We start from the raw sequence: 23,630 nt of genomic DNA on the forward strand, positions 1-23,630 counted from the left end.
TCCTAATAAGGAAAGATAAGGAAAACTGTAACCTTGTGTGTGATGAATTTGCTAAAAGTTCTGTGGTTTTTAAACCGTTTTTTAACGATTACGGATTCATCAAATCAATATGTCTATCGTGAAATCCTAGAAAGTATAAAACTCCATCTAGGCCTATACTGTTTATAGCGCTTTGAGCATCTTCTTGAACTTTGGGTTTTGCATGAAAGGCAATTCCTAGACCAGCAAGATTAAGCATGGGTAAATCATTAGCACCATCGCCTACTGCGATGGTTTGTGCAATGTCAATACCTTCTTTTTGAGCTATTTCTTTAAGATATTCGGCTTTTTTAGAACCGTTTACTATCTCGCCTATATAATTCCCGGTGAGTTCACCATTTTTAATTTCTAATTGATTGGCATAGACATAATCCATGCCTAGCTCTTCTTTCAAATAGTTTCCAAAATAGGTAAAACCGCCTGAAAGAATAGCCGTTTTGTAACCATAACTGCGCAAGGTCTCAATGAGTCTTCTGGCACCTTTTGTTATAGGTAATTGCTGCGCCACTTCATTTAGAGTACTCTCTTTTAAACCTTTTAAAAGCTTCATTCGTTTTTTAAAACTCTCTGAAAAATCAAGTTCTCCACGCATGGCACTTTCTGTAATAGCTCTTACTTCATCTCCTACTCCTGCGAGATCGGCAAGTTCATCAATAACCTCAGTCTGTATGAGTGTAGAATCCATATCAAAACAAACCAATCTTCGGTTGCGCCTGAACATGTTGTCTTCTTGAAAAGCTATATCAAGATCCATTTGTTCTGAGATTTTCATAAAACTCTCAGTCAGTTGTTCCTTATTCTCAATTTTCCCTCTTATTGAGAGCTGTATCGATGCACGCTTGTACTCATCTTGATGAATTAATGAGGTACGACCGGTCAATCTTTTTATAGAATCGATATTCAATCCATTTATAGATATGACATCTGTCACAGCGCTTATTTGTTGTGCAGTAAGCTGTTCTCCTAATAGCGTAATGATATAACGATCTTTCCCTTGAAGATTTACCCAGTTTTCATAATCTTCATTGGATATTGGTGAAAACTTTACCTGAATATCTAATTCATAAGATTTAAAAAGTAGATCTTTTAAAACGCCTGCAGATTTTTCTCCTGCGGGAATTTGAAAAAGAATACCTAATGAAAGGGTTTCATGAATATTGGCCTGACCAATGTCTAGAATTTTTGCACCATAATCCGACAAAGCACCGGTGAGAGCTGCTGTAAGTCCTGGTTTATCTTGTCCAGAAATATTAAGTAAAAAAATATCATGTGACATGGCAGTAGTTGGTAAATGGATTTTTGTTACTTGAAAAATCTGGCATGCCAGCTCTCGCTAGCAGGAACTTCCCAGTGTTCACGGTATTCTCCTACATTTTGTACCAAATTATTAAACACGATAGTCTTAGCAGATACACTACGATCCTTAGCCATTTTTTTAAAAGCAGCAAGATCTTTGTGAGCAAGATATTGTCCCGATTTAAATGTAACGTTCATTTTATCCATAAGGTCAATACCGTACTCTTTTTCTATGGATTGAATAAAATGAACCGATGCGTCTATAGAACAACCGGTAGCACCTGCCTTTGACTCGTCTAATCCTAATACGATAAAACGATTATAGGGATAATCTACACCAGCATTCAAATCCTTGCCGTGAGCGGTCCATTGATTAAGAAAAGCATTCATTTGTGGTTTAAGAGTTTCAAGCTCTTCATCAGTAAATGGTCTATCTGCTTGGTAAATCCAAACTCTGGCATCATCAGGTAATTGATTGAACTCTACTAGCATTTTATTTTCTTTTTCGGTAATTATAATAAGTAACGGCAAACATAATTGCCATCCCTAAAATTAAATCAATGATGAATTTAATGAAACTAAATGGGCGTTCTTCCATATAAATATAGAAGGCACTCATTATCAAGGCATACACGCTTCCACCTATAAAAGCACTTATAAGTACTTTTCCATAAGGTAATTTGTTAGACATACTTATTTTTTAAATGCCTTGCACCATTTCAAGTACGTTCATATCGCGATATTCTTGAATACGACCGTCGTAAATAGTTGCCTCGTAAATAGTGAACTGGTATTTTTTACCATCGTTTGCTGCGTCGTATAATAGGTGATAATTTTCTACAGTAGATAGCCATAGGATTTTAACAATATTCCCATTATTTTCTCTCACAGTAATTAAAGGAATCATATCGCTTGAGATACTTACAACAGTTCCTACAACAACACCTGATTCACTTGAGTCTTCCTCTTCATCCATAGACTCTATTGCCATGGTTGTAAAAAGCTCTGCAGCTTTAGGACAATTTGCCATAAGCACTATGGCCATTTCTTCACCTATTGCTTCACCATTTTGTTCATTTATATCTAGTCCTTTAGATTTAAAAAGCCTGTAGTTTTTCATCACCACATTAACTACGGTTTTTTCAAAATAGGCTTCCGCTTCACCTGGACCTTGTTCACTAGCGTTAATGTCATCTTTAGTTAGTTGCTCACAAACCTTGTCGGCTAAGGTATTGATACCTTCTTCATTAAACTGCTGTGCTTGACTAGTAATTACTAGTAATAGAAATAAAATGGTAGATATTAGGTGTTTCATGTTATAGATCTTCTGCGTTTGCGATTAATTCTGCGACATCAAGCACTTCTACCTGACCTTCCTTTTCTGCTGCCTTAATACCATCAGTCATCATCGTGTTACAAAATGGACATCCTGCAGCGATAATTTCGGCACCGGTTTCTAAAGTTTCTTCAGTACGTTCAATGTTTATGTCTTTGTTACCAGGTTCCGGCTCCTTAAACATTTGAGCACCACCAGCACCACAACACAATCCATTACGTTTACTACGCTTCATTTCTAGTAATGCTGCATCCAGTTTTTCTAATAATTCTCTAGGAGCTTCATATTCATCATTTGCTCTACCTAGATAACAAGGATCATGATAGGTTATTTTTTTTCCTTTAAACTTACCACCTTCAATTTTTAAACGACTTTCTGCTATTAATGATTTTAAAAATTGGGTGTGGTGTACTACTTCATAATTTCCACCTAGTTCTGGATATTCGTTTTTTAAAGTATTAAAACAGTGTGGACAAGCTGTTACTATTTTTTTGATTTCATAACCATTAAGAACTTCAATGTTCATCATGGCTTGCATTTGAAATAAAAACTCGTTTCCTGCTCGTTTAGCGGGATCTCCGGTACAGCTTTCTTCGGCACCTAAAACGGCAAATTCTACGCCTGCTTTATTCAATAATTTTACAAACGCTTTGGTTATTTTTTTTGCTCTATCGTCAAAACTACCACTACAACCTACCCAAAACAACACTTCTGGTTGCTTTCCTTGTGCTAAAAACTCTGCTGCTGTAGGGACTTTTAATGCTTCGCTCATTGTATATTTTGTTTGATGATTACGCTTTCGCGAAAGCGTAATTTAAATCACTTATTCTATTTCTTTTATTCGTTTGCCCAGTTTAATCGATCCATTTGATTGTAAGGCCATGGCGCACCGTTGTTTTCAATATTACCCATTGTAATATTAAGCTCATTAGGCGCTGCACTATTTTCAAGAACTAAATACCTGCGCATTTCCATTATGATACTAAGTGGATCAATTCCAATAGGACAAGCTTCTACACAGGCATTACAGGTAGTACAAGCCCAAAGTTCTTCGGTTGTGATGTGGTCATTGAGTAAGGTTTTACCGTCGTCTTTCCACTCACCTTCTTTATTAATCACCGCTCCTACTTCCTCTAAACGATCACGAGTTTTCATCATGATGGCTCTAGGGCTTAATTTTTTACCAGTAATATTTGCAGGACACTCACTCGTACAACGACCACACTCTGTACATGTGTAGGCATTTAATAATTGAACTTGATTGAGATCAAAAATATCTTGAGCTCCTAAACTTTCTGGTTCTCCTTCTTCTGCTGATGGGTCTGGAGCAGCAAACGGATCTGCGTTCGGATCCATCATTAGTTTTACTTCCTTAGTTACGGCATCCATATTAGTGAACTTACCTTGTGGAGTAAGTTTTGCCAAGTAGACATTAGGAAATGCTAGTAATATGTGCAGGTGCTTAGACCAGTATAAATAATTAAGGAATATAAGGATACCAACTATATGCAGCCACCATGCAGCTCTTTCAACAATAATAAGAGTACTATCGGCCATGCCTTCAAATAAAGGAACTATAAAACCACTTATTGGGAATGATCCATATATTTCTCCTGCGTGTGCATACCCTTCAACTCCTCTTGTTTGTAGAATGAAATCTGTCGCATTCATGGTAAGGAACAAACTCATAAGAACAACCTCAAAATACAAGATGTAGTTTGCATCATTTTTAGGCCATCCTTTTAATTCTCCCATCATGAAGCGTTTAATGTTCATTACATTACGGCGTAACCAAAAAATGACAACCGATACTAGAACTAAAAAGGCAAGTATTTCAAACGTGAAAATTAAAAAGTCATAGAAGCCACCAAGGAATGGAGCAAAAATTCTATGTGATCCTGTCAAACCATCAACTATAATTTCAAGTACTTCAATGTTGATGATAACAAAACCTATATAGACAACCACATGTAGAAAACCAGAAACAGGTCTACGTACCATTTTTGATTGTCCAAACGCTATACGCAGCATCTGCGCCATGCGTTCCTTTTTATTATCAGATCGATCAACTTCTCGACCTAATTTAATGTTGCGTATCATACGCTTGATGTTTCTAGCGAATAAACCTACTGCGGCCACTAGAATAAGGGCAAAAACAATGATGGAAAGTATCTTCATAGTGCTTTATCTGTCTCGATTTTCTGGTTCTTCATATTCTCCTGGTTTCTTTCCAAACACAGAAAAATGAACATAACGTTTAGGGTTTAATTTTATATCTTGTAATAATTCTTCGGCTTGTCTAGTTGCCTTTTCTAAATTCACGTATAGTTTGTCGTCGGTCATAAGTTTTCCTAAACTTCCTTCACCGTTTGAAACTTGATCAAGCAAATTATTGAATTTACCTACCGATGTTTCTAAACTTTTAATGGTACCAGCTAGTTCTATTTGTGCCAATGAATCTGACATAACTGCAAAATTACTACTTGTTTTGTCGAGATTTTTAATGGTCCTATCTATGGCCTCTTTATTATCTCCTAGTATTTGATTGGTATTACGACTTATCCCTTTAAATTCTCTAAGTACGTCTTCAATTTCGGCAAGGCTGTTTGTGATTGATGTTCTTGTATCTTTATTTAAGGTCTTGTGTAAATCACTCATCACCGAATCTGACGTGGTAATCAAATGTTCAATCTTATCTTTAAGAGGCAGGAATTCATCCATTACCTTTCCTTGTAGTCCTTCATCAATCTTAGATGATAAGGTGTCGCCATCTTTGGCGATAGGTCCGTCCGACGAAAAATTTGGAACGATGGCAAGTGCTTTTCCTCCTATTAAACCGGTGCTATATACACTCGCTGTACTTTCTTTTGAAAAGTTAAATGAGCCGTCCACATGAAAACTTACTAACAATCTTCCACTAGAATCTAGGAACTGAATATCGTCAATATTTCCTACTCGTAGCCCATTTATAGTAACAGGAGCCGACTTTGTAAGGCCTTCTACATTGTCATAAACCGCATAGAAATTACGATCGTCTTGTAATAAATTACGACCTTTAAGATATTGATATCCAAATATAAACAATGCGATTGAGGCAACAGTAAGAATACCTACCTTAACTTCTTTAGAAACTTTCATCTTTACAGATTTTCACAAATGTAAAGATAATAAGCTCTATGTAGTATACAACTATATTAACAACGAGTTATCACAAGCGACTGCGCTCGCCATTTTCATACTTAACTATAAAGGCAGATTTATATCCTAGCTTAACCGCTTTCTTCTGTAAATCTTCTGCTTGTTTAAGATCATTAAAACTACCTGTAAAATATCTGTAGATGGCTCCTTCTTGTTCTCTAGATATGGCTGGTAACTTTTTAAAATTGTATGACTTTGCCTCTATTTTGTTTTTACTAGCTGCTATTTGAACCTTATAAATAGTGTTATTAGATTCAACTGTTTCACTTAAATCCGTAATGTCGTCTATTACAAAATTATTGAGACTGCGATTTGCTTTGTATTTAATGACTGCATCATAAATGGCGTGTGCCACCTTTTTTTGACCTGTCGAACTACTTAAAAATTTACGTTCCTCAGCATTGGTAATAAAACCCGTTTCTATAAGAACACTAGGCATGTAGGATAATCTTAATACTGCAAATCCAGCTTGTTTTACGCCTCGGTTTTTTCGTTTTAAATCTGCTTCAAAATTTGATTGAACCTTGGACGCCATCTCAATACTATTGTCCAAGTATTCTTCTTGCACAATTAGATTGCTGGCAAAACTTGCAGGATCATTAGGATCAAAACCGGCATATTTTTCTTCATAATCTTCCTCCAGTAGAATTACTGCGTTTTCTCGTTTTACAACCTCTAGATTATCTGCATTACGATGTAATCCCAATACCCAGGTTTCATTCCCTTTGGCACTGCGAGACGCTGCTGCGTTACAGTGAACTGATATAAAAAGGTCTGCCTTGGCCTTATTAGCAATATCTGCTCGTTGGTATAATTCTAAAAACTTATCAGTTGTACGTGTATAAACGATTTCAATATCCGTATGGTCCTCTAATTCTTTACCCAAAAATTTTACCACTTTTAGAGCAATATCCTTTTCACGTACGCTAGAAACTAATTTACCTGGATCCTTACCACCATGACCAGCATCTAATACTACGGTAAACTTTTTTGCCGGCTTTGTAATGGTGGAATCCACAGGTTCATTACCTGCGTGCAGCTGTAAAGAACCTAGAAATAGCAATAGAGCAATATATATCTTCATAAAATCGAATTCGTTTTCCTTATTAACGTACTTGTTATTTACTTTATACAATTGTTATACCATTTTATAACGGTAAGCTGGCTCATAGGTACGCTTTCGCGAAAGCGTAATAACCAAACTTTCTTGTACTTCTACCAACTTCCTGTAATTCAATAGGATCTATCCTGCGGTATACATCCCTGTAATTAATTCATCTACCTACAAAATTTATACGTAGTTTTGGCGTTTCAAAAACAAGACTATTCTGTAACGAAATTACTAATAAGAAGATTGTACCATCCATTGAGGACACTTTTATTTTTCACCGTCTTTTTAACAGCTTTAAATTACAGCTGGAGCCAGGAATTACCTAGCTCCAATACGCCTATTCCAGTAAAGGAAGAACCAAAACCTGAAGAAGAAAAGGAACTTAAGGTTAATGCAGAAGACCTTATTAAACCACAAGACAGTACTAAACAAGATAGTACCGTAACTGAAAAGAAACCATTTTTAGAATATAAATTAGTTTCAAAAGCTAGTAGAAAGCGTATCGATAGACGTAATAATATTATTACTCTCTATGATAATGCCATTATTGAATATGGTGATACCAAGCTTGAAGCTGGTAAAATAGTGATTGATAATAATACAGGTGATGTATTTGCTTATGGAATTGTAAATGACAGTACTCAAGCTTATGAACAAAAACCTGTCTTTACTCAAGGAACTAATGTCGTAGAACCAGATAGCATCATTTTTAATAAGGATTCTAAAAAAGCACTTACCTATAATTCCAGGACCACTCAAGGCGAGTTTAATGTATTTGCAGAGACTACTAAAAAAGTGAACGATTCTGTCTTTTACATGAAGCGTGCTCGTTTTACTACTTCGTCAAATCCTGATAATCCAGAATACTACTTTCTTGCTCAAAAGATCAAATTTGTTCCTAAAAAGAAAATTGTAACAGGACTTGTCAATATGTGGATTGCCGATGTTCCTACTCCTATAGGTTTACCGTTTGCTTATTTCCCAATGACCGAGGAACGTAAAAGTGGAGTAATCGTTCCCAGCTTTGGTAACAATGTAAATCAAGGTTACTTTTTACAAAACGGTGGTTATTATTTTGCTATTAATGATTATGTGGATCTTACGGTATTAGGTGATTATTTTACTAATGGTAGTTATGGTTTTCGGATAGAGAGCTCTTATGCCAAAAGATACAGCTTCAATGGTAATTTTAGATTTTCATACGAAAATCAAGTACAGAGTGAGCGCGGATTTTCAGACTTTAGAAAATCGACTATCTATAATATTAACTGGCAACACAGTCAGGATCCAAAGGCAAATCCAGACTCTAGATTTAGTGCTAGTGTAAACCTAGGTAGTTCTAGATTTTATAGCAATAGCTTCAACCAAATTAATCAAGCGGCTACCTTAAACAACAATTTTAGTAGTTCGATTAATTATTCTAAAACCTTTCAAGGAGAACCTCAGGTTAATTTTAATATAGGTGTAACCCATTCACAGTTAGTACAAACTGGTGAGGTTACCATGAACCTGCCTAATTTTCAAGGAAGCGTTTCTCGAGTTTTCCCATTTGCTCCTAAATTCGGTGCAAAGAAAGGGATTATCGAGAACATCAATCTTCAGTATAACGTACGTGCTGAAAACCGAATCACTACTACTGACGAGGATTTTCTATCTGATAGAATGTTTGAAGGTGCGCAAAGCGGTATTCGACACACAATTCCAGTCGCTACTAACTTTAAGGTAGGTCCTTTTAGTGTTTCGGCAAATGCCAATTATGAAGAAACTTGGGTATTTCAAACCACTAAAACTACTGCGGTGATTAACGATCAAGGTCTAGCCACTACTGAAATTGATACGCTATCTGGTTTTGATTCGTATCGTACCTATAGGTATGGTGCTAGTGTAGGTACTACTATATATGGTTTGTGGGAAAACAGTAATAAAAAGGGAAAGTATCAGGCTATACGTCACACGATAAGACCTAATATTTCGTATTCGGCAAATCCTAGTTTTGATCAATATTACGATCGTGTTCTGACTGAAAGCGGTCAAGATATTTTTCCTGAGGAACGTTTTGCGAGCCGATTTGACCGTACCCTATTTGGCGCACCAGGACGCAACTTCTCTAGTTCCATAGGAATAGGTGTTCAAAATAATCTAGAGGCTAAGGTACGAGAACGAGACACCACAAAAACAGAACCTAGAAAGGTGCAACTTATTAAAAGTTTGAATTTTCAAACAGCCTATAACCTCGCTGGTGATAGTTTGCAGTGGAGTCCCATTAATATGAGTGCAGTAATTCCTATTACTAAAAAGATTGACTTAAACTTAAATGCTAATCTAGATCCATATGCTTTAGACGCTAACAATCGTCGTGTAGATGAGTTTAATATCAATAACGGTGGTAGCTTGTTTAGATTAACCAACGCTGGAGCTCGATTAAACTTTACCTTGAGTGACAAGGACTTTACTCGCAGTGAGGATGATGAAGAAGATGATCTTGGTGATGAAAAAGTAGAAAATAGATCTTTATCTCAAGGTGGTCGCGAGGACGACCTCTTTGGAAAACCTCTGGATTATGCCGAAAACTATAAAAACAAAAAGCAAGATCCAGAAGAAGTGAATGTTGACGAAAAACGTTATCGTTTTAAAATTCCATGGCGTCTTAATATTGCTTATACGATGACATATAATAATGCGGAACGACAAAATGAAATCAACCGTCAATCTTTAATGGTGAGTGGTGATGTGGAATTGTCACCGCGTTGGTCTGTAGGAGGAAACACAGGTTATGATTTTGCTAATAATGGTATTTCATTCACAACACTACGATTCAATAGAGATCTAGAAAGTTTCAGAATGAGTTTTAACTGGACACCTATTGGTCCTAATCAATCGTGGTTCTTCTTTATCGGTATTAAGGCAAGCGCGCTTAGTGATATTAAATGGGATCAACGTCGTCAACCAGATCCTCAATTTTAAGTAAGCCTTTTAAAAATCAATAGGTTCTTTCATTTGCTCTCGTAAATACTGATTGCATTTTGAAAAATGACGGTTTCCAAACCAATAACCTCTGTTGGCACTCAATGGACTAGGATGTCCACTTTCTAGAATAAGGTGTTTCTTTTTATCGATCCATTTGGCTTTCTTTTTAGCATAGCCACCCCAAAGCATAAACACCACTCCTTCTCTTTCATTAGCTATTTTTTTAATTATAGCATCTGTGAATCGTTCCCAGCCTATTTTTTGATGACTACCTGCTTGTCCAGCTCGTACTGTGAGTACGGCATTTAAGAGTAGAACACCTTGATCTGCCCATCGTTCTAAATTACCCGATTTGGGATAAGGCTTTTGTAAATCGGTAGTTATTTCTTTAAAAATATTAATCAAGCTAGGAGGATGAGCAATACCATCAGCTACAGAAAAGCATAAACCATTAGCTTGTCCTGGTCCGTGGTAAGGATCCTGACCTATAATAACGACTTTAACCTCTTCAAACGGTGTGCGATCTAACGCTGCAAATATTTTGCTTCCTGGTGGATAGCACGTGTGTTCCTCGTATTCTTTTCTCACGTAATCAGTAAGTTCCTCAAAGTACGGCGCATCAATTTCCTCGCGCAGCATTTCCTTCCAACTAGGGTCTAATTTAATGGACATAAAAAACGGCTTTAGGCTAAAATAAATCGCTTTATCGGTTCTTAAAAAGCTCGCCTTCATTTCTTATGAACAATTCCAAAAGAACGAATCAGAAAACTGTCAATAGTTTTTATCAAAGCACGTGTAAATTAACGTGGTCGTCACCTAACAAAATCCTATTTTTGCAAAAACAAAATCAACATGCTAATAATAGGCGTAGCAGGAGGAACAGGTAGCGGTAAAACCACTGTTGTACAACAAATGGTCCATGAATTCCCAGAGAATGAGGTTACTGTCATCTCACAAGACAGTTATTACAAGGACACTAGTCATTTGAGTTATGAAGAACGAGTAAAAATCAATTTTGATCATCCAGAAAGTATTGATTTTGATTTATTGGAAAAGCACATCAAACAACTACGTAAAGGAATTACGATTGACCAGCCTATTTATTCCTTTGTAGATCACAATCGCACGGGTGAGACTGTTCCTACAGCTCCTAGCCAAGTTATAATTGTAGAAGGTATTCTTATCCTTACAATGCCTAAAATACGCAAGCTGTTTGATATCAAGGTTTATATAGACTGTGACAGTGACGAACGATTAATTCGCAGGTTAAAACGAGATATTGTAGATCGAGGTCGCGATATGAACGAGGTGCTAGAACGTTATCAAAACACCTTAAAACCTATGCACCAACAATTTATTGAACCTACAAAGGCCTATGCCGATGTGATCATACCTACCAATCGTTTTAATAAAGTAGGTGTTAAAATTTTACGCACTATTATTGATCAAAAAATTGCGTAATTGCTTATTTTAGTGAGGTATGAATTGGAAATCCATCAAAAAGAATAAATACTACCAGTTTTTTAGCAACAAATATGTGCTTATAAGCTTGTTTTTTATTGTGTGGATTCTATTTCTAGATGCCAATGCCTGGTTTACCTCTCATTATGAAATTGATAAGCAAATTGCCGAGAAAGAGCAAAATGCTGCCTTTTTTAGAAAAGGTATCAAACGCGACAGTGCACGCATCAGTCAATTAAGTACGCAAAAAGGTCTAGAAAAATTTGCTAGAGAACGCTACTTAATGAAAAAACAAAACGAAGAAGTTTTTATCATAGAACATCCAGACTCTGTTAAACACAAAGAGAATGAGTAAATTATTTGAAGAATTTTCACCGGTTACCGCCAAGGAATGGAAACAAAAAATACATGTAGATCTTAAAGGTGCCGACTATAACGAGACCTTAATCACGCATACTGCCGAAGGTATCGATATCAAACCTTTTTATCACAGTGATGACGCCACTCCTATTCAAGTACCTACTCGTGCTACGCAAACAGGCAGCTGGTACATATCCCAATCTATTTATGCAGGTGATGCAGCTGTAGCTAATGAAAAGGCTAAGGACGGTTTGTCCCGAGGTGCCGAAGGAGTTCTTTTTATTATACCTAACAACTCAATCGATATAGAAGTGTTGTTTAAGGATTTACCCAATATAGGTATTCAAGTGCATCCACAGTTTTTGGACCTTGCGTTTTTAGAAAAATTGCAACAAGCACAACCTAAATGCTATGTTCATTTGGATATTATCAATCAATTAGCGAGTGACGGTAATTGGTTTGAAAACTTAAAACCCGATCATGAAAAATGGTTGGCTTTTCTTTTACAACATCCAGGATATTTTTCAAATATTACTGTAAACACTAGTTTGTATCAAGAAGCAGGTGCTTCTGTCGTGCAGGAATTGGCTTACTATATGGCTCATTTAAACGAGTATTTGAATCACCTAGAACAGTATGATATGATATCCGCTTTCGCGAAAGCGGAAAAAAGAATCAACATCGATACCGCGATAGGCAGCGATTACTTCATGAACATTGCCAAATACCGCGCTTATCGATTAGTAACCAAGTCTTTAGGTAAAGCCTATGGACTGGAGTTAGAAGCCTACATCACCGCATCGCCTAGCCTGCGTAACAAATCCTTATTAGACTATAACGTAAACATGCTGCGCACCACAACCGAGTGTATGAGTGCTGTATTAGGTGGCTGCGATACGATCTATAATCTACCGTACGACGCCTTTTTCAATAAAGAAAATGAATTTGGAACACGTATAGCGCGCAACCAGTTATTAGTACTTAAAGACGAAGCTTACTTTGATAAAATTCACAATGCTGCCGATGGCGCTTATTTTATAGAAGACCTTACCAAACAACTAGCCGAGAAAGCCAATGACTTGTTTAAGGAAATAGAAAAAGCCGGCGGATTTGTACAAGCCTTGTTTGACGGTACGGTGCAGCGCAAACTCAAAGAAAGTGATGCCAAAGAACGCGAGGCTTTAGAAACAGGGCAAAGAGTTCTTGTAGGCGTAAATAAATACCCTAATAAGGATCAAGGAATGCAAGAAGAATACGAGCTGTATCCTTATGTAAAAACCAAACCTAGAAAAACACTCATCGCTCCTATCGTCCCTAAACGACTGGCAGAAGATTTTGAGAAACAAGCCTAATTGAAAACTGGAGTAAAAGCCTACTTACAGCACACACAAATGAAAAGAAAAGACCTTTCACAATTAGAAATTGATTTTAACGGCGGCTCAAAAAAAGTGGCAAGCGCTGCGAGTTTTGACACTGCCGAAGGTATCGCCATAAAAACCAATTATTCACCCGATGATATTGATGATGTTGAACATCGTGATTTTGTAGCAGGAATAGCACCCAACTTGCGTGGTCCCTACTCTACCATGTATGTAAGAAGACCGTGGACAGTGCGTCAATACGCTGGTTTTTCTAGTGCGACAGAATCTAATGCCTTTTATAGACGTAACCTCGCTGCTGGACAAAAAGGACTGTCCGTAGCCTTTGATCTAGCAACACACCGTGGTTATGATAGTGATCACGATCGTGTAGTAGGTGATGTAGGTAAGGCTGGTGTTGCCATTGATAGTGTTGAGGATATGAAAGTCCTTTTTGATGGTATACCTTTAGATAAAATGTCGGTTTCCATGACCATGAATGGCGCTGTGTTACCGATTATGGCCTTTTACATCGTGGCCGCTATGGAACAAGGCGTGGATCAAAAAGACCTAGCAGGAACCATTCAAAATGATATTTTAAAGGAGTTTATGGTGCGTAATACGTACATCTATCCGCCTACTCCTAGTATGAAAATCATCTCAGATATTTTTGAATACACCAGTAAAAACATGCCTAAATTTAATTCGATATCCATATCGGGTTATCACATGTATGAAGCTGGTGCTACTAGTGACCTAGAGCTAGCCTATACCCTATCAGATGGATTAGAATATGTGCGCAAGGGACTAGCCGCTGGACTGGATATAGATTCCTTTGCTCCTAGATTGTCCTTTTTCTGGGCGATTGGAATGAATCACTTTATGGAAATCGCCAAAATGCGTGCAGCGCGCATGCTTTGGGCCAAAATGATCAAACAATTTGAACCTAAAAATGCCAAATCACTTGCACTGCGCACGCACTGTCAGACAAGTGGATGGTCACTTACTGAGCAAGATCCATTTAACAATGTAGCTCGTACCACGATTGAAGCCGCAGCAGCAGCCTTTGGTGGAACACAAAGTTTGCACACTAATGCACTGGATGAAGCCATTGCCTTGCCTACCGATTTTAGCGCACGTATAGCTCGTAATACCCAGTTGTTTTTACAAGAAGAAACAGGCATTACTAAAACGGTAGATCCTTGGGCTGGATCCTACTACGTAGAAAAACTCACGCACGAGATCGCTCACAAGGCGTGGCAACTTATTGAAGAAGTTGAAGAATTAGGCGGAATGACCAAAGCCATTGAGGCTGGTATTCCTAAAATGAGAATTGAAGAAGCCGCTGCTAGAAAACAAGCCCGTATTGATTCGGGTATTGATACTATTGTAGGTGTAAATAAATACCCTAGTCCCGACGAGGACTTGATCGATACACTCGAGGTTGATAATACCGCGGTGCGTAATGAACAAATAGAACGATTGTCGCAAATACGTGCTAGTCGTGACGAGGCTGCAGTACAGAACGCCTTACAAGCACTTACACAAGCTGCTAAAACAGGTGAACACAATTTATTGGAGCTTGCTGTACAAGCTGCACAACATCGCGCTACCTTGGGTGAGATTTCTGATGCGCTAGAAAAAGTATTTGGCCGTTATCGAGCACAGATTAAGAGTGTACAAGGCGTTTATAAAAAAGAGATTATGAATGATCACGCTTTCGCGAAAGCGCAACAACTAGCAGACCAATTTGCACAAGAAGAAGGCCGTAGACCACGAATTATGATTGCCAAAATGGGTCAAGACGGTCACGATCGTGGCGCCAAAGTAGTCGCTACAGGATATGCTGATGTAGGTTTTGACGTGGATATAGGACCACTTTTTCAAACACCAGCTGAGGCTGCTAAACAAGCTGTAGAAAACGATGTTCACGTACTAGGTGTGTCATCCCTTGCTGCTGGTCACAAAACGCTCGTACCGCAAGTGATGGAAGAACTTAAAAAGTACGGTCGTGATGACATCATGATTATTGTAGGTGGTGTGATCCCTAGAAAGGACTATCAGTTCTTGTTTGATGCTGGAGTGGCGGCAGTTTTTGGACCTGGAACCAAAATAAGTGATGCTGCGATTGATATCCTTAACTTACTGTTGGGTAATCACCCAGAATAATAAGGAATTTGTATAGGTGTTTTTTTACATCTATGAATGATGAAAGAGCCGTTTATTAAAAACGGCTCTTTTTTTTTTGACTGTATAGGTTGTTGTTAAGAGAATGATTGTTTTGAACTAACTGTTTATAAGTGTTTTGCAATAATATGATTAGATAAAAGGAGGATTCTGAAAATAAGAGGTTAGCAAGGCTGATTGTTGAAATTCTGGTCAAAAAATACCCGTTTTGGGGTATTTTTATTTAACCAAAGTGTTATAAATTTGAGTTACCTAACAATAACCAACCTTCATGCCCTACACCACAAACTTGTTTTTGAACTTGTATATGTACTTGCAATTGTATAACGGTTGCACCTTTTAAATGTAATTGTCTAAACAGTATCCAGAACCGTAGGAACTGAAGTAATCAAATAAAAATGAAAAGAAAAATTATTGCCTTTGGCTTATTTGCGCTAATGTTAATTTCCTTGAATTCCTGTGATAGCGATACTTGCGACTCAGGTTATACCGAAATAGAAAATAATGGCGAGACTATATGCATACCTGACTATTTAGTAGGTATTGAAACGAAAGAAGGAATGGGTACTACCTTTTACCACAGCAAAGAAGGAGTGATAGAATACAAAAATGGTATTTGGACTAATTATCTGGGAAAAGACATCACTGAAGTTATCGAGAAAACAAAATAACTGAGATAACAAGGACTACAATAAAGCTAAGACACACTATAGAATTCAAAGTGTATTGTTTGAACTTGTTGTATTCGTTATCATTCATACTGTAATTAATACCACATACTTTTAATGAATAGATCCTATTATAATAACTCAATATTTGATTTTATAACCGAAGATAAAAACTCAATCCTAGGAAAATTAAGCTTGAATCATTCCAATAGACAATTAGAAGACCTACAAAAAAATGCATGGGTTAAACAAATCGAAATTTTAAAAGATCAACTATCTGGTTTAGAAGGTAAAATCTACTTTGAATTTGCAATTCCTCGAATGGGAAAACGTGTCGATAATATTGTAATTATTAAGGATTCAATTTTTGTTATAGAATTTAAAGTTGGAGAAACAGATTATAAAAACTATGCACAACTACAAGTATTAGATTACACATTAGATTTAAAAAATTTCCACGAAGGCAGTCATAATGCAAGATTAGTGCCTATATTATTAGCAACTAAAGGTGCTGATAATGATTGTAATATCAAGAATGTTTTGGATCACACTGAAGTAGTTAAATCAAATAAAAGCAATTTAGCCTATAGCATAAACAAGTTTACAAAGAATAGAACGAAAATAATCGATTGTGTAAACTGGGAAATGTCACTATATAAACCTACTCCAACTATAGTAGAAGCTGCACAAGCTCTTTATAAAGGTCATAATGTTGAAGATATATCTAGGTCTGATGCAGGAGCTATAAATTTATCAAAAACAGCCAACTGTCTAAATAGAATTATAGAAGATTCTAAATCTAAAAATAAAAAGACAATTTGTTTTGTAACTGGTGTTCCTGGTTCAGGTAAAACATTAGCAGGATTAAACATTACCAATGAGAGAATGAATGCTGATGAAGATGAACACGCAGTATTTTTGTCAGGAAACGGGCCTTTGGTAGATGTTTTAAGAGAAGCACTAGCCAGAGACATAGTGTTCAATTCTAAACTTAATGGGACACCTATCAAAAAAGAAAATGCTAAAAGAAAAACAAATGCCTTTATACAAAACATTCATCATTTTAGAGATGAATATTTAAAAAATCAATTTGAAGCGCTTGAAAAAGTAGTCGTTTTCGACGAAGCACAACGTGCTTGGAATAAAAAACAAGTAAGCTCCTTTATGAAAAGGAAAAGAGGCGAAGAAAATTTCGATATGTCTGAGCCTGAATTCTTGGTTGATGTTATGAATAGACACAAGGATTGGTGTACCATTGTTTGCTTAATAGGTGGTGGACAAGAAATAAATATCGGTGAAGCCGGTCTTGAAGAATGGATTAACTCATTTCAGCGAAATTTCACAAACTGGAATATACATTATTCTAATTTAATTATAGAAAGTAATAACTATATTAGAACAAATGAGCAAAGAACCTGGTTATTGGAAAATGCCAAATCCGAAAGAGAATTACATTTATCCGTTTCTTTAAGATCATTCAGGTCCGAAAAACTTTCAGCTTTTGTACACGAACTACTGGAATTAAATATTGATAAAGCAAAACATCTATATTCTGAAATTTATAATGACTTTCCGATATTACTCACAAGAGATTTATCTGTAGCCAAAAGTTGGATTAGAAATAATGCTAAAGGAACTGAAAGAACAGGTTTAATAGCCTCTTCTGGGGCTCGTAGACTAAGACCGTTGGGAATTGATGTTAAAAACGAAATATCCGCACCGAATTGGTTTCTAAACGGAAAAAAAGATATTAGATCTTCTTATTTTTTAGAAGAAGTAGCAACTGAATTTGATATTCAGGGCTTAGAAATAGATTGGTCTTGTTTAGCTTGGGGAGCAAACTTCTACTTAAAAGATAATACTTGGGAATATCAAAACTTTAAGGGTACTAAGTGGATGAAAATTAATAAAGAAAAAAGCAAAGAGTACTTAAAAAATACATATAGAGTTTTATTAACCAGAGCCAGACAAGGAATGATAATTTATATACCAAATGGCTCATTTAAAGACCATACCAGACCAAGTGAATTTTATGATTATACCTGGCAATATTTTAAAAATATTGGAATTAAAGAAATCTAAAAACGAAATATAACTTTAACTAAGCAATTGCTTGTTTCTGTATAATTCTGAAAATACAAGCAGATTTTCTGAATGGCATGTATTTATGATTTTGGTTATAAATCATACATGTTAAGTTACAAAACAATTTAAGTACATAAACAAAACTATATGAAAAAAAAAATACTACTTCTGATTTTTGCAGTCTCATTCTTTTCTTGTAATCAGTTGTCCGAAGAAGAACGATTAATTCATAACCAAAAAGTTATTTCAGGAATTGATAGGAAAAAATCTGACCTAGATAAAATTTTGGCTAACATCGATGAGCAATCCAAAAAACTCTCGACCGAATTTGATGATGTTTATTCTTTTAAAATAGGACGTTCCTCTTCTACAAAACGAGCTCAAATTGCTGAACTTGAAAAAAAATCAAGGATAATTTATAATTATCGTTTAGATATTAATAACCTTAAAAATAAACTTGATGTTCTTCATAAAACTTTTGAATGGCCAGAAAGCCCAAAAAAAGTTCTTGAAAAGTTATTTGAAATAGCTAAATACGGTAACTATAATCAAACAATCTTTCTTGTTGATCCTTATGATGAAAATGATAACAAGGTTGACAAAATTGCATACATATCAGCGTATCCAGTAGAGGAAAAAGATGAGTTTATGCAAAATTTTAAATATGGTCGAATTATTGGGACTCCAATATTTAAAGAAAAAAAAGCAGACATAGAATTTTTATTTGGACTAAACGCAGATTATAAAAGAACGATGAAATTAGTTAAACGAAATAAGAGTTGGTATTTGTCCAGTTATTAAGAAATAAATGCTAGTCTAATGTGTAGTTCACTCCACAGTACTTTTAAACTTTCTTAAGCTAAAATGAAACATTACTTATTAAAAATAACTTTGTGCTTGCTTTTTATATTTACGAGCATATCTTCTTATAATTTGTACAATCTAGAAAACTTCAAACGATCTTTAAAAAAAGACTTAATAGAGTTATCAGATATTAAATATGGTTTGTTCAATGTTGATAAATGGAAAGACCAATTGGCCACAATCATTATAAACAGACTAGAGGAATTAAATTTAAAAGGAAAAGATCGAGAAGTAGCTGAAAAGAAAATTAAAAAACTACTTTATGAGGTAATCGAAAATTTTGAGATCTCATATAAGAGGCAGAATAGAGAAAATTCTTTTTTTGGCATATCCTATAAAAATATTGGTGCAGATGTTTTTAATATTTTTGGAAGACTAAAACAACATGTTCCTGAGATTACGGACCAGATAATTAATTTTTTAGAAAAAGAAGAAAATCGAGAAAGTATTAAAGATTATATTCTTTTACAGTTAGATAAGTATAGAAATAGTACCTTTCAAAAGATAGACTACGAACAATTTAATTTAATATTATCAAAATACAGAACTGATAACAAAAATGATTGTTCAATAATTATAAAAAATTCGATAAGGAATTATAACAAACAAATTAATTCATTTCTCGTAGTTAATTTCATTTGTTACATAGTAATACTGTTATATACTTTATTGTCAAAGGAGCATTCAACTTTTAATTTCGTAATATTTATAATTACTGCACTTCAATTTTTGCTCTTAGGGGTTCTTCTTCCAATGATTGATATTGATGCAAGAATAGGCATAATGGAATTTGAGCTTATTGGAGAAACAATATCTTTTAAAGACCAAGTATTGTATTACAAAAGTAAAAGTATTGTAGAAATGTCAACATTAATGCTTTCTCAAGAAAAATTCGAGGTCACAGTCGTAGGAATCTTAGTCGTGACTTTCAGCATTATTTTCCCTTTATTAAAAATAATTTCTAGCTTAGGATTGATGTTCCATGGGAAGTTAGTGAATAACAAAATGATTTCATTTTTAGTATTCAAAAGTGGAAAATGGTCAATGGCAGATGTGATGGTTGTTGCAATATTCATGTCCTATATAGGCTTTACAGGAATTATCTCTAGCCAACTTAATCAATTAGAAAAAATATCTAAGAGCTTAAATATTTTGACAACAAATAATTCTGAATTACAACATGGGTTTTATTTTTTCTTAGGATTTGTAATTTTAAGTATTTCGATTTCTCAATCGATAACTAATCTGTATAAAGAGTCTTTAAATTAATTGAACCAACACCGTTGAATTCGTTATCCTAAAATCTAATTACATTCTATTAAAATTAAATCTGTAGGTCGTTTGTAGTACAAATAAAACTAATAAAAAACTGTTTGTGAGAAAGTTAAATCTAAGTATTTTAGACAGAGTCTTCAAATGGCAGGGTTATTTCCAAACATTACGCATGTTTTATATAATTATCCAAATTACGAACATAAATTCATCCTTGGTATTTGAAAAAATTTAATCGGATTAGATAGAAATACGATTATTTAAATTACTTGTACAGTTCATGGAAATTAAATACTGTTGGAGATGCAAAATGGAAATTTCCATGTTAAATGAAGAAGACTTCCAAATTATATGCAAAAGACTTCAAAATCCTGAGAGAAGGCAGGCAAGAACGTTTTAAAGAGTTGTTAGATTATTATAATGATTTAACCAGTTTTGGAGAAACTGAACCTAATGCAATTATGCATCATGCTATTGCTATGTTTGGTCCAGATTGCGAAAACTATGGAAAACCATATAAAACATCAAAAGCTAAATTATGCGTTGCTTGTGGAAAAAAAGAGACTTAACTAAGTAAAATCGAGACATAACAGGAGCTACCTTGCTCTACAGATCGACTTGTGGTTGAAGATTAACGTGGTTCATAAATAGGTAAGATATAAAACCATCAAAATTGAAAGCCTGAAATAAGAAATGCCCGTGGCTAACTTAGAACCGTGTTATCCAACAGTTTTTTCTTCTGTAATTGGTTATTATCAGCAGGCGTTATTGTTTTGTATTACGCTTTCGCAATAGCGATATAGAACATCACTTCGCTCCTACTTTTTCATTTAGATGTGGAGTTAGGCAGATACAATTGCCAGATGCTAGGTGTTTTACTTTGCTTATCTTTAGATTTAATTACTACTATGGATATTGAGAAAAATAAAGAAAACGCTATCGCTTTTTATAAAATGGCTTATCTAGGGAATCCGAGTAAAGCTGTGGAACTTTATGTAGGCGATACTTACATACAGCACAATCCACATGTGGTTGATGGTACCCAAGGTTTTATTGAATATTTTGAAAGAATGCAACAAGAGTATCCTAATAAAACTATTGAATTTGTACGTTGTATAGGTCAGCATGATCTGGTTGCCTTACATACGCATCAAGTATGGCCTGGAAATGATGAGTACGTGACTATGGATTTTTTCCGGTTTGATATGGATGGTAAGATTTGTGAACACTGGGATGCTATCCAACAAATACCAGATCAATTGGCCCATTCAAATACGATGTATTAATTGGTTGAACTATGAAATTGGATCTTGTATTTTGTTGTATATGCTTAGTAATAGCTTCTCTAAAAACCTCCGTTTTTAATTTTCCTAATGACTTGAAACGTAATAATTTAAGTGGTCCTATTAAAAGTTATACTGAACATTCTTTAAATCATGCTACAAGTACTTCTTTTGAAGATACTTACCACTTTAATGAAGAAGGTTTTATTACTCACATTGATCATTATAACCACAGGTATGTAGAGCAAGATTCTCTAGCACTAGGTGAAATAACCTTCTTTGAAAAGGTTAGTAACACGGAGCGAAACTCTAAAACTATCTCCGTTGATGACGGACAAGTTTCTAAAATCAAAAAAGAAGTACTAGTCAATGATAGTACATTACACATTTACACTAAATCTATTACAACTAAGTATGAGCTAAAGACAATTCATACTTGGGATAAGGATTACAAAATCCTTTCCTCTACTACTACTGGGAAAAAATGGAACGATATGAATAATAGCTTGTACTCCAAAGTAGTTTTTTCTTATCGAGACAATCAACTTGTAGAAATGAAGGTAAGTAATGACAGTACACGTTTACCCTTTAAAAAATCCAAAGTAACGGAATCTGGAATTGATGAATTCGGCAATTTTTTAAAGCGAGAATATTTTGATTCAAAGGATGGTTTGCAACACACGGTAACTAGATCCTATGAATATTATTAGTTCCGTATCTTCTTTTATGATCCTTCTCATTTTTTGATTACTTTAATCTACAACCTGTTCGGAATCTATCGTATTTTTAATAAATGAAATGGATAATTTTAATCATTGCAGGATTATTTGAAGTGGCCTTTGCATTTTGTTTAGGTAAAGCCAAAGAATCATCTGGAACCTTAATGTATATGTGGTACGCTGGTTTTCTAGTGGCATTATGTGTAAGCATGGGGTTGCTTATTAAGGCAACTCAAAGTTTGCCCATAGGTACTGCCTATGCCGTTTGGACTGGTATAGGTGCAGTGGGAACTGTGCTAGTGGGAATATTTGTTTTTAAAGAACCTGTAACCTTTTTACGACTGCTATTTATGACCACCTTAATTGCATCAATTGTAGGGTTGAAAATAGTGTCTCATTAAAAAACAGCTCAAGGCTATGACAGAAAAAGAAAAAATGCTAGCGGGATTACCTTATAACTCGCGGGATCCTGAATTATTAGAACGATATTTTAAGGCTCGTGAATTACTTAGTAAAATCAATACATTAAATCCTCGTTTGATCGAAGAAAAGGCTGAATTACTCAACGAGTTACTAGGAAACAAAAGTCCTGGTGTTTGGATTGAATCTCCATTTTACTGTGATTATGGCGAAAACATTTCTATCGGTAAAAATACCTTTGTGAATACCAATTGTATGTTTCTAGATGATAATCGCATTCAAATAGGTGATAATGGTTTAATAGCACCTTATGTTCAAATTTATACAGCTACACATCCTCTTAAAGCATCTGATCGTATAAAATCAAACGGTACAAATAGTACTTACATCACCACTACCAAACCTGTCGTAATTGGTAATAATGTATGGATAGGTGGTAATAGCGTTATTTTTCCTGGTGTTACTATAGGTGATAACGTTACCATAGGCGCCGGTAGTGTAGTCAATAAGGATATTCCCAGTAATGTACTAGCTATGGGAAATCCTTGTAAGATTATTAAAAAATTGGAGTAATTAAACTTTTAAACGATCCTTAACGTATTCAATTTTGGTTTTTCCATGAGGTTTTGGTGAACCGTCTTCACCTAAATTCACTAGAACAATATTTTCAATTGTAATAATGGTTTCCCTAGTCATTTTATTACGTACCTCACATTTAAGATCTATAGAAGTACGACCAAATTTGTTAACCTCTAGACCTATCTCAATGATATCACCTGGTTGAGCACTCGCCGTAAAATTAATTTCACTCATAAACTTAGTGACTACCTTTTGATTTTCCAGCTGAATAATTGCATAGAGAGCAGCCTCTTCATCAATCCATTCTAGTAATCTACCACCAAATAAGGTTCCGTTAGGGTTTAAATCTTCTGGTTTAATCCATTTACGAGTGTGAAAATTCATATGCTTTAATTTGTAGTAAAGGTACATAAAACCACTTGCACGG

The 23,630-nt window shown here is 35.3% G+C and carries 24 protein-coding genes; 14 read left to right on the forward strand and 10 right to left on the reverse strand.

What is annotated here, in order from left to right; translation table 11 throughout:
• Positions 1-88: 88 nt before the first annotated feature.
• The 8 genes from serB to AAT17_RS00650 all read right to left on the reverse strand — a co-directional run bounded on the left by serB (position 89) and on the right by AAT17_RS00650 (position 6,953).
• Positions 89-1,315, reverse strand: coding sequence for a phosphoserine phosphatase SerB (gene serB / locus AAT17_RS00615; protein ID WP_060522461.1), 1,227 nt, complete (start codon positions 1,313-1,315; stop codon positions 89-91).
• A gap of 26 nt (positions 1,316-1,341) precedes the next feature.
• The gene (locus AAT17_RS00620; RefSeq protein ID WP_060522462.1) at positions 1,342-1,827 is read right to left on the reverse strand and encodes a hypothetical protein; all 486 of its coding nucleotides are present in this window, start codon (positions 1,825-1,827) and stop codon (positions 1,342-1,344) included.
• A 1-nt stretch (position 1,828) separates the two neighbouring features.
• A complete protein-coding gene (locus AAT17_RS00625; protein ID WP_060522463.1) occupies positions 1,829-2,026 on the reverse strand; it encodes a hypothetical protein in 198 nt (65 codons plus the stop codon).
• 9 nt (positions 2,027-2,035) lie between these two features.
• Positions 2,036-2,650: a hypothetical protein gene (locus AAT17_RS00630; RefSeq protein WP_060522464.1), complete on the reverse strand. Its 615-nt coding sequence runs from the start codon at positions 2,648-2,650 to the stop codon at positions 2,036-2,038.
• A 1-nt stretch (position 2,651) separates the two neighbouring features.
• Positions 2,652-3,443, reverse strand: a complete 792-nt coding sequence (locus AAT17_RS00635) for a (Fe-S)-binding protein (RefSeq protein WP_060522465.1) — start codon at positions 3,441-3,443, stop codon at positions 2,652-2,654.
• 65 nt (positions 3,444-3,508) lie between these two features.
• Complete coding sequence (locus tag AAT17_RS00640) at positions 3,509-4,849, reverse strand: (Fe-S)-binding protein (protein WP_042280228.1); 1,341 nt, start codon at positions 4,847-4,849, stop codon at positions 3,509-3,511.
• Positions 4,850-4,855: 6 nt separating this feature from the next.
• Entirely contained in the window at positions 4,856-5,809 is a 954-nt protein-coding gene (locus AAT17_RS00645; protein ID WP_042280227.1) for an MlaD family protein, read from the reverse strand.
• A 70-nt stretch (positions 5,810-5,879) separates the two neighbouring features.
• Complete coding sequence (locus tag AAT17_RS00650) at positions 5,880-6,953, reverse strand: N-acetylmuramoyl-L-alanine amidase (protein WP_060524903.1); 1,074 nt, start codon at positions 6,951-6,953, stop codon at positions 5,880-5,882.
• Positions 6,954-7,172: 219 nt separating this feature from the next.
• Between AAT17_RS00650 and AAT17_RS00655 the strand changes: the two genes are divergently transcribed.
• Complete coding sequence (locus tag AAT17_RS00655; RefSeq protein WP_060522466.1) at positions 7,173-9,944, forward strand: putative LPS assembly protein LptD; 2,772 nt, start codon at positions 7,173-7,175, stop codon at positions 9,942-9,944.
• Between the two features lie 9 nt (positions 9,945-9,953).
• On the opposite strand, the gene ung is transcribed toward AAT17_RS00655, so the two are convergent.
• The gene (gene ung / locus AAT17_RS00660; protein WP_060524906.1) at positions 9,954-10,619 is read right to left on the reverse strand and encodes a uracil-DNA glycosylase; all 666 of its coding nucleotides are present in this window, start codon (positions 10,617-10,619) and stop codon (positions 9,954-9,956) included.
• A 180-nt stretch (positions 10,620-10,799) separates the two neighbouring features.
• Here ung and udk point away from each other — a divergent pair, with 180 nt between their 5' ends.
• The 13 genes from udk to AAT17_RS00725 all read left to right on the forward strand — a co-directional run bounded on the left by udk (position 10,800) and on the right by AAT17_RS00725 (position 23,197).
• Positions 10,800-11,408: a uridine kinase gene (gene udk, locus AAT17_RS00665; protein WP_042280226.1), complete on the forward strand. Its 609-nt coding sequence runs from the start codon at positions 10,800-10,802 to the stop codon at positions 11,406-11,408.
• 19 nt (positions 11,409-11,427) lie between these two features.
• On the forward strand, positions 11,428-11,763 hold the full coding sequence (locus AAT17_RS00670) for a septum formation initiator family protein (RefSeq protein WP_060522467.1): 336 nt from the start codon (positions 11,428-11,430) through the stop codon (positions 11,761-11,763).
• Complete coding sequence (locus AAT17_RS00675; RefSeq protein ID WP_060522468.1) at positions 11,756-13,120, forward strand: methylmalonyl-CoA mutase subunit beta; 1,365 nt, start codon at positions 11,756-11,758, stop codon at positions 13,118-13,120. The genes AAT17_RS00670 and AAT17_RS00675 overlap by 8 nt, the downstream gene beginning before the upstream one ends.
• A 39-nt stretch (positions 13,121-13,159) precedes the next feature.
• Entirely contained in the window at positions 13,160-15,295 is a 2,136-nt protein-coding gene (gene scpA, locus AAT17_RS00680) for a methylmalonyl-CoA mutase (protein WP_060524908.1), read from the forward strand.
• A gap of 416 nt (positions 15,296-15,711) precedes the next feature.
• Complete coding sequence (locus tag AAT17_RS00685; RefSeq protein ID WP_157539181.1) at positions 15,712-15,984, forward strand: hypothetical protein; 273 nt, start codon at positions 15,712-15,714, stop codon at positions 15,982-15,984.
• Positions 15,985-16,098: 114 nt separating this feature from the next.
• Positions 16,099-18,063: a DUF2075 domain-containing protein gene (locus AAT17_RS00690; RefSeq protein ID WP_060522470.1), complete on the forward strand. Its 1,965-nt coding sequence runs from the start codon at positions 16,099-16,101 to the stop codon at positions 18,061-18,063.
• 150 nt (positions 18,064-18,213) lie between these two features.
• Positions 18,214-18,867: a hypothetical protein gene (locus AAT17_RS00695; protein WP_157539183.1), complete on the forward strand. Its 654-nt coding sequence runs from the start codon at positions 18,214-18,216 to the stop codon at positions 18,865-18,867.
• Between the two features lie 63 nt (positions 18,868-18,930).
• Positions 18,931-20,199 (forward strand): paraquat-inducible protein A, encoded by a 1,269-nt coding sequence (locus AAT17_RS00700; RefSeq protein ID WP_082586865.1) that lies wholly within the window; start codon positions 18,931-18,933, stop codon positions 20,197-20,199.
• A gap of 332 nt (positions 20,200-20,531) precedes the next feature.
• Positions 20,532-20,771, forward strand: a complete 240-nt coding sequence (locus AAT17_RS00705; protein WP_216598163.1) for a hypothetical protein — start codon at positions 20,532-20,534, stop codon at positions 20,769-20,771.
• A 339-nt stretch (positions 20,772-21,110) separates the two neighbouring features.
• Positions 21,111-21,488, forward strand: a complete 378-nt coding sequence (locus AAT17_RS00710; RefSeq protein WP_060522473.1) for a nuclear transport factor 2 family protein — start codon at positions 21,111-21,113, stop codon at positions 21,486-21,488.
• 11 nt (positions 21,489-21,499) lie between these two features.
• Positions 21,500-22,195, forward strand: a complete 696-nt coding sequence (locus tag AAT17_RS00715) for a hypothetical protein (protein ID WP_157539185.1) — start codon at positions 21,500-21,502, stop codon at positions 22,193-22,195.
• Between the two features lie 83 nt (positions 22,196-22,278).
• A complete protein-coding gene (locus tag AAT17_RS00720) occupies positions 22,279-22,605 on the forward strand; it encodes a multidrug efflux SMR transporter (protein ID WP_042280218.1) in 327 nt (108 codons plus the stop codon).
• Between the two features lie 16 nt (positions 22,606-22,621).
• Positions 22,622-23,197 (forward strand): sugar O-acetyltransferase, encoded by a 576-nt coding sequence (locus AAT17_RS00725; RefSeq protein WP_060522475.1) that lies wholly within the window; start codon positions 22,622-22,624, stop codon positions 23,195-23,197.
• Here the strand turns inward: AAT17_RS00725 and AAT17_RS00730 are convergent, their stop codons facing one another.
• Complete coding sequence (locus AAT17_RS00730; RefSeq protein WP_060522476.1) at positions 23,198-23,587, reverse strand: acyl-CoA thioesterase; 390 nt, start codon at positions 23,585-23,587, stop codon at positions 23,198-23,200.
• Positions 23,588-23,630: the final 43 nt, after the last annotated feature.

Origin of the sequence: Nonlabens sp. MIC269 (genome assembly GCF_001430865.1) — a bacterium.
Lineage (GTDB): Bacteria > Bacteroidota > Bacteroidia > Flavobacteriales > Flavobacteriaceae > Nonlabens > Nonlabens tegetincola.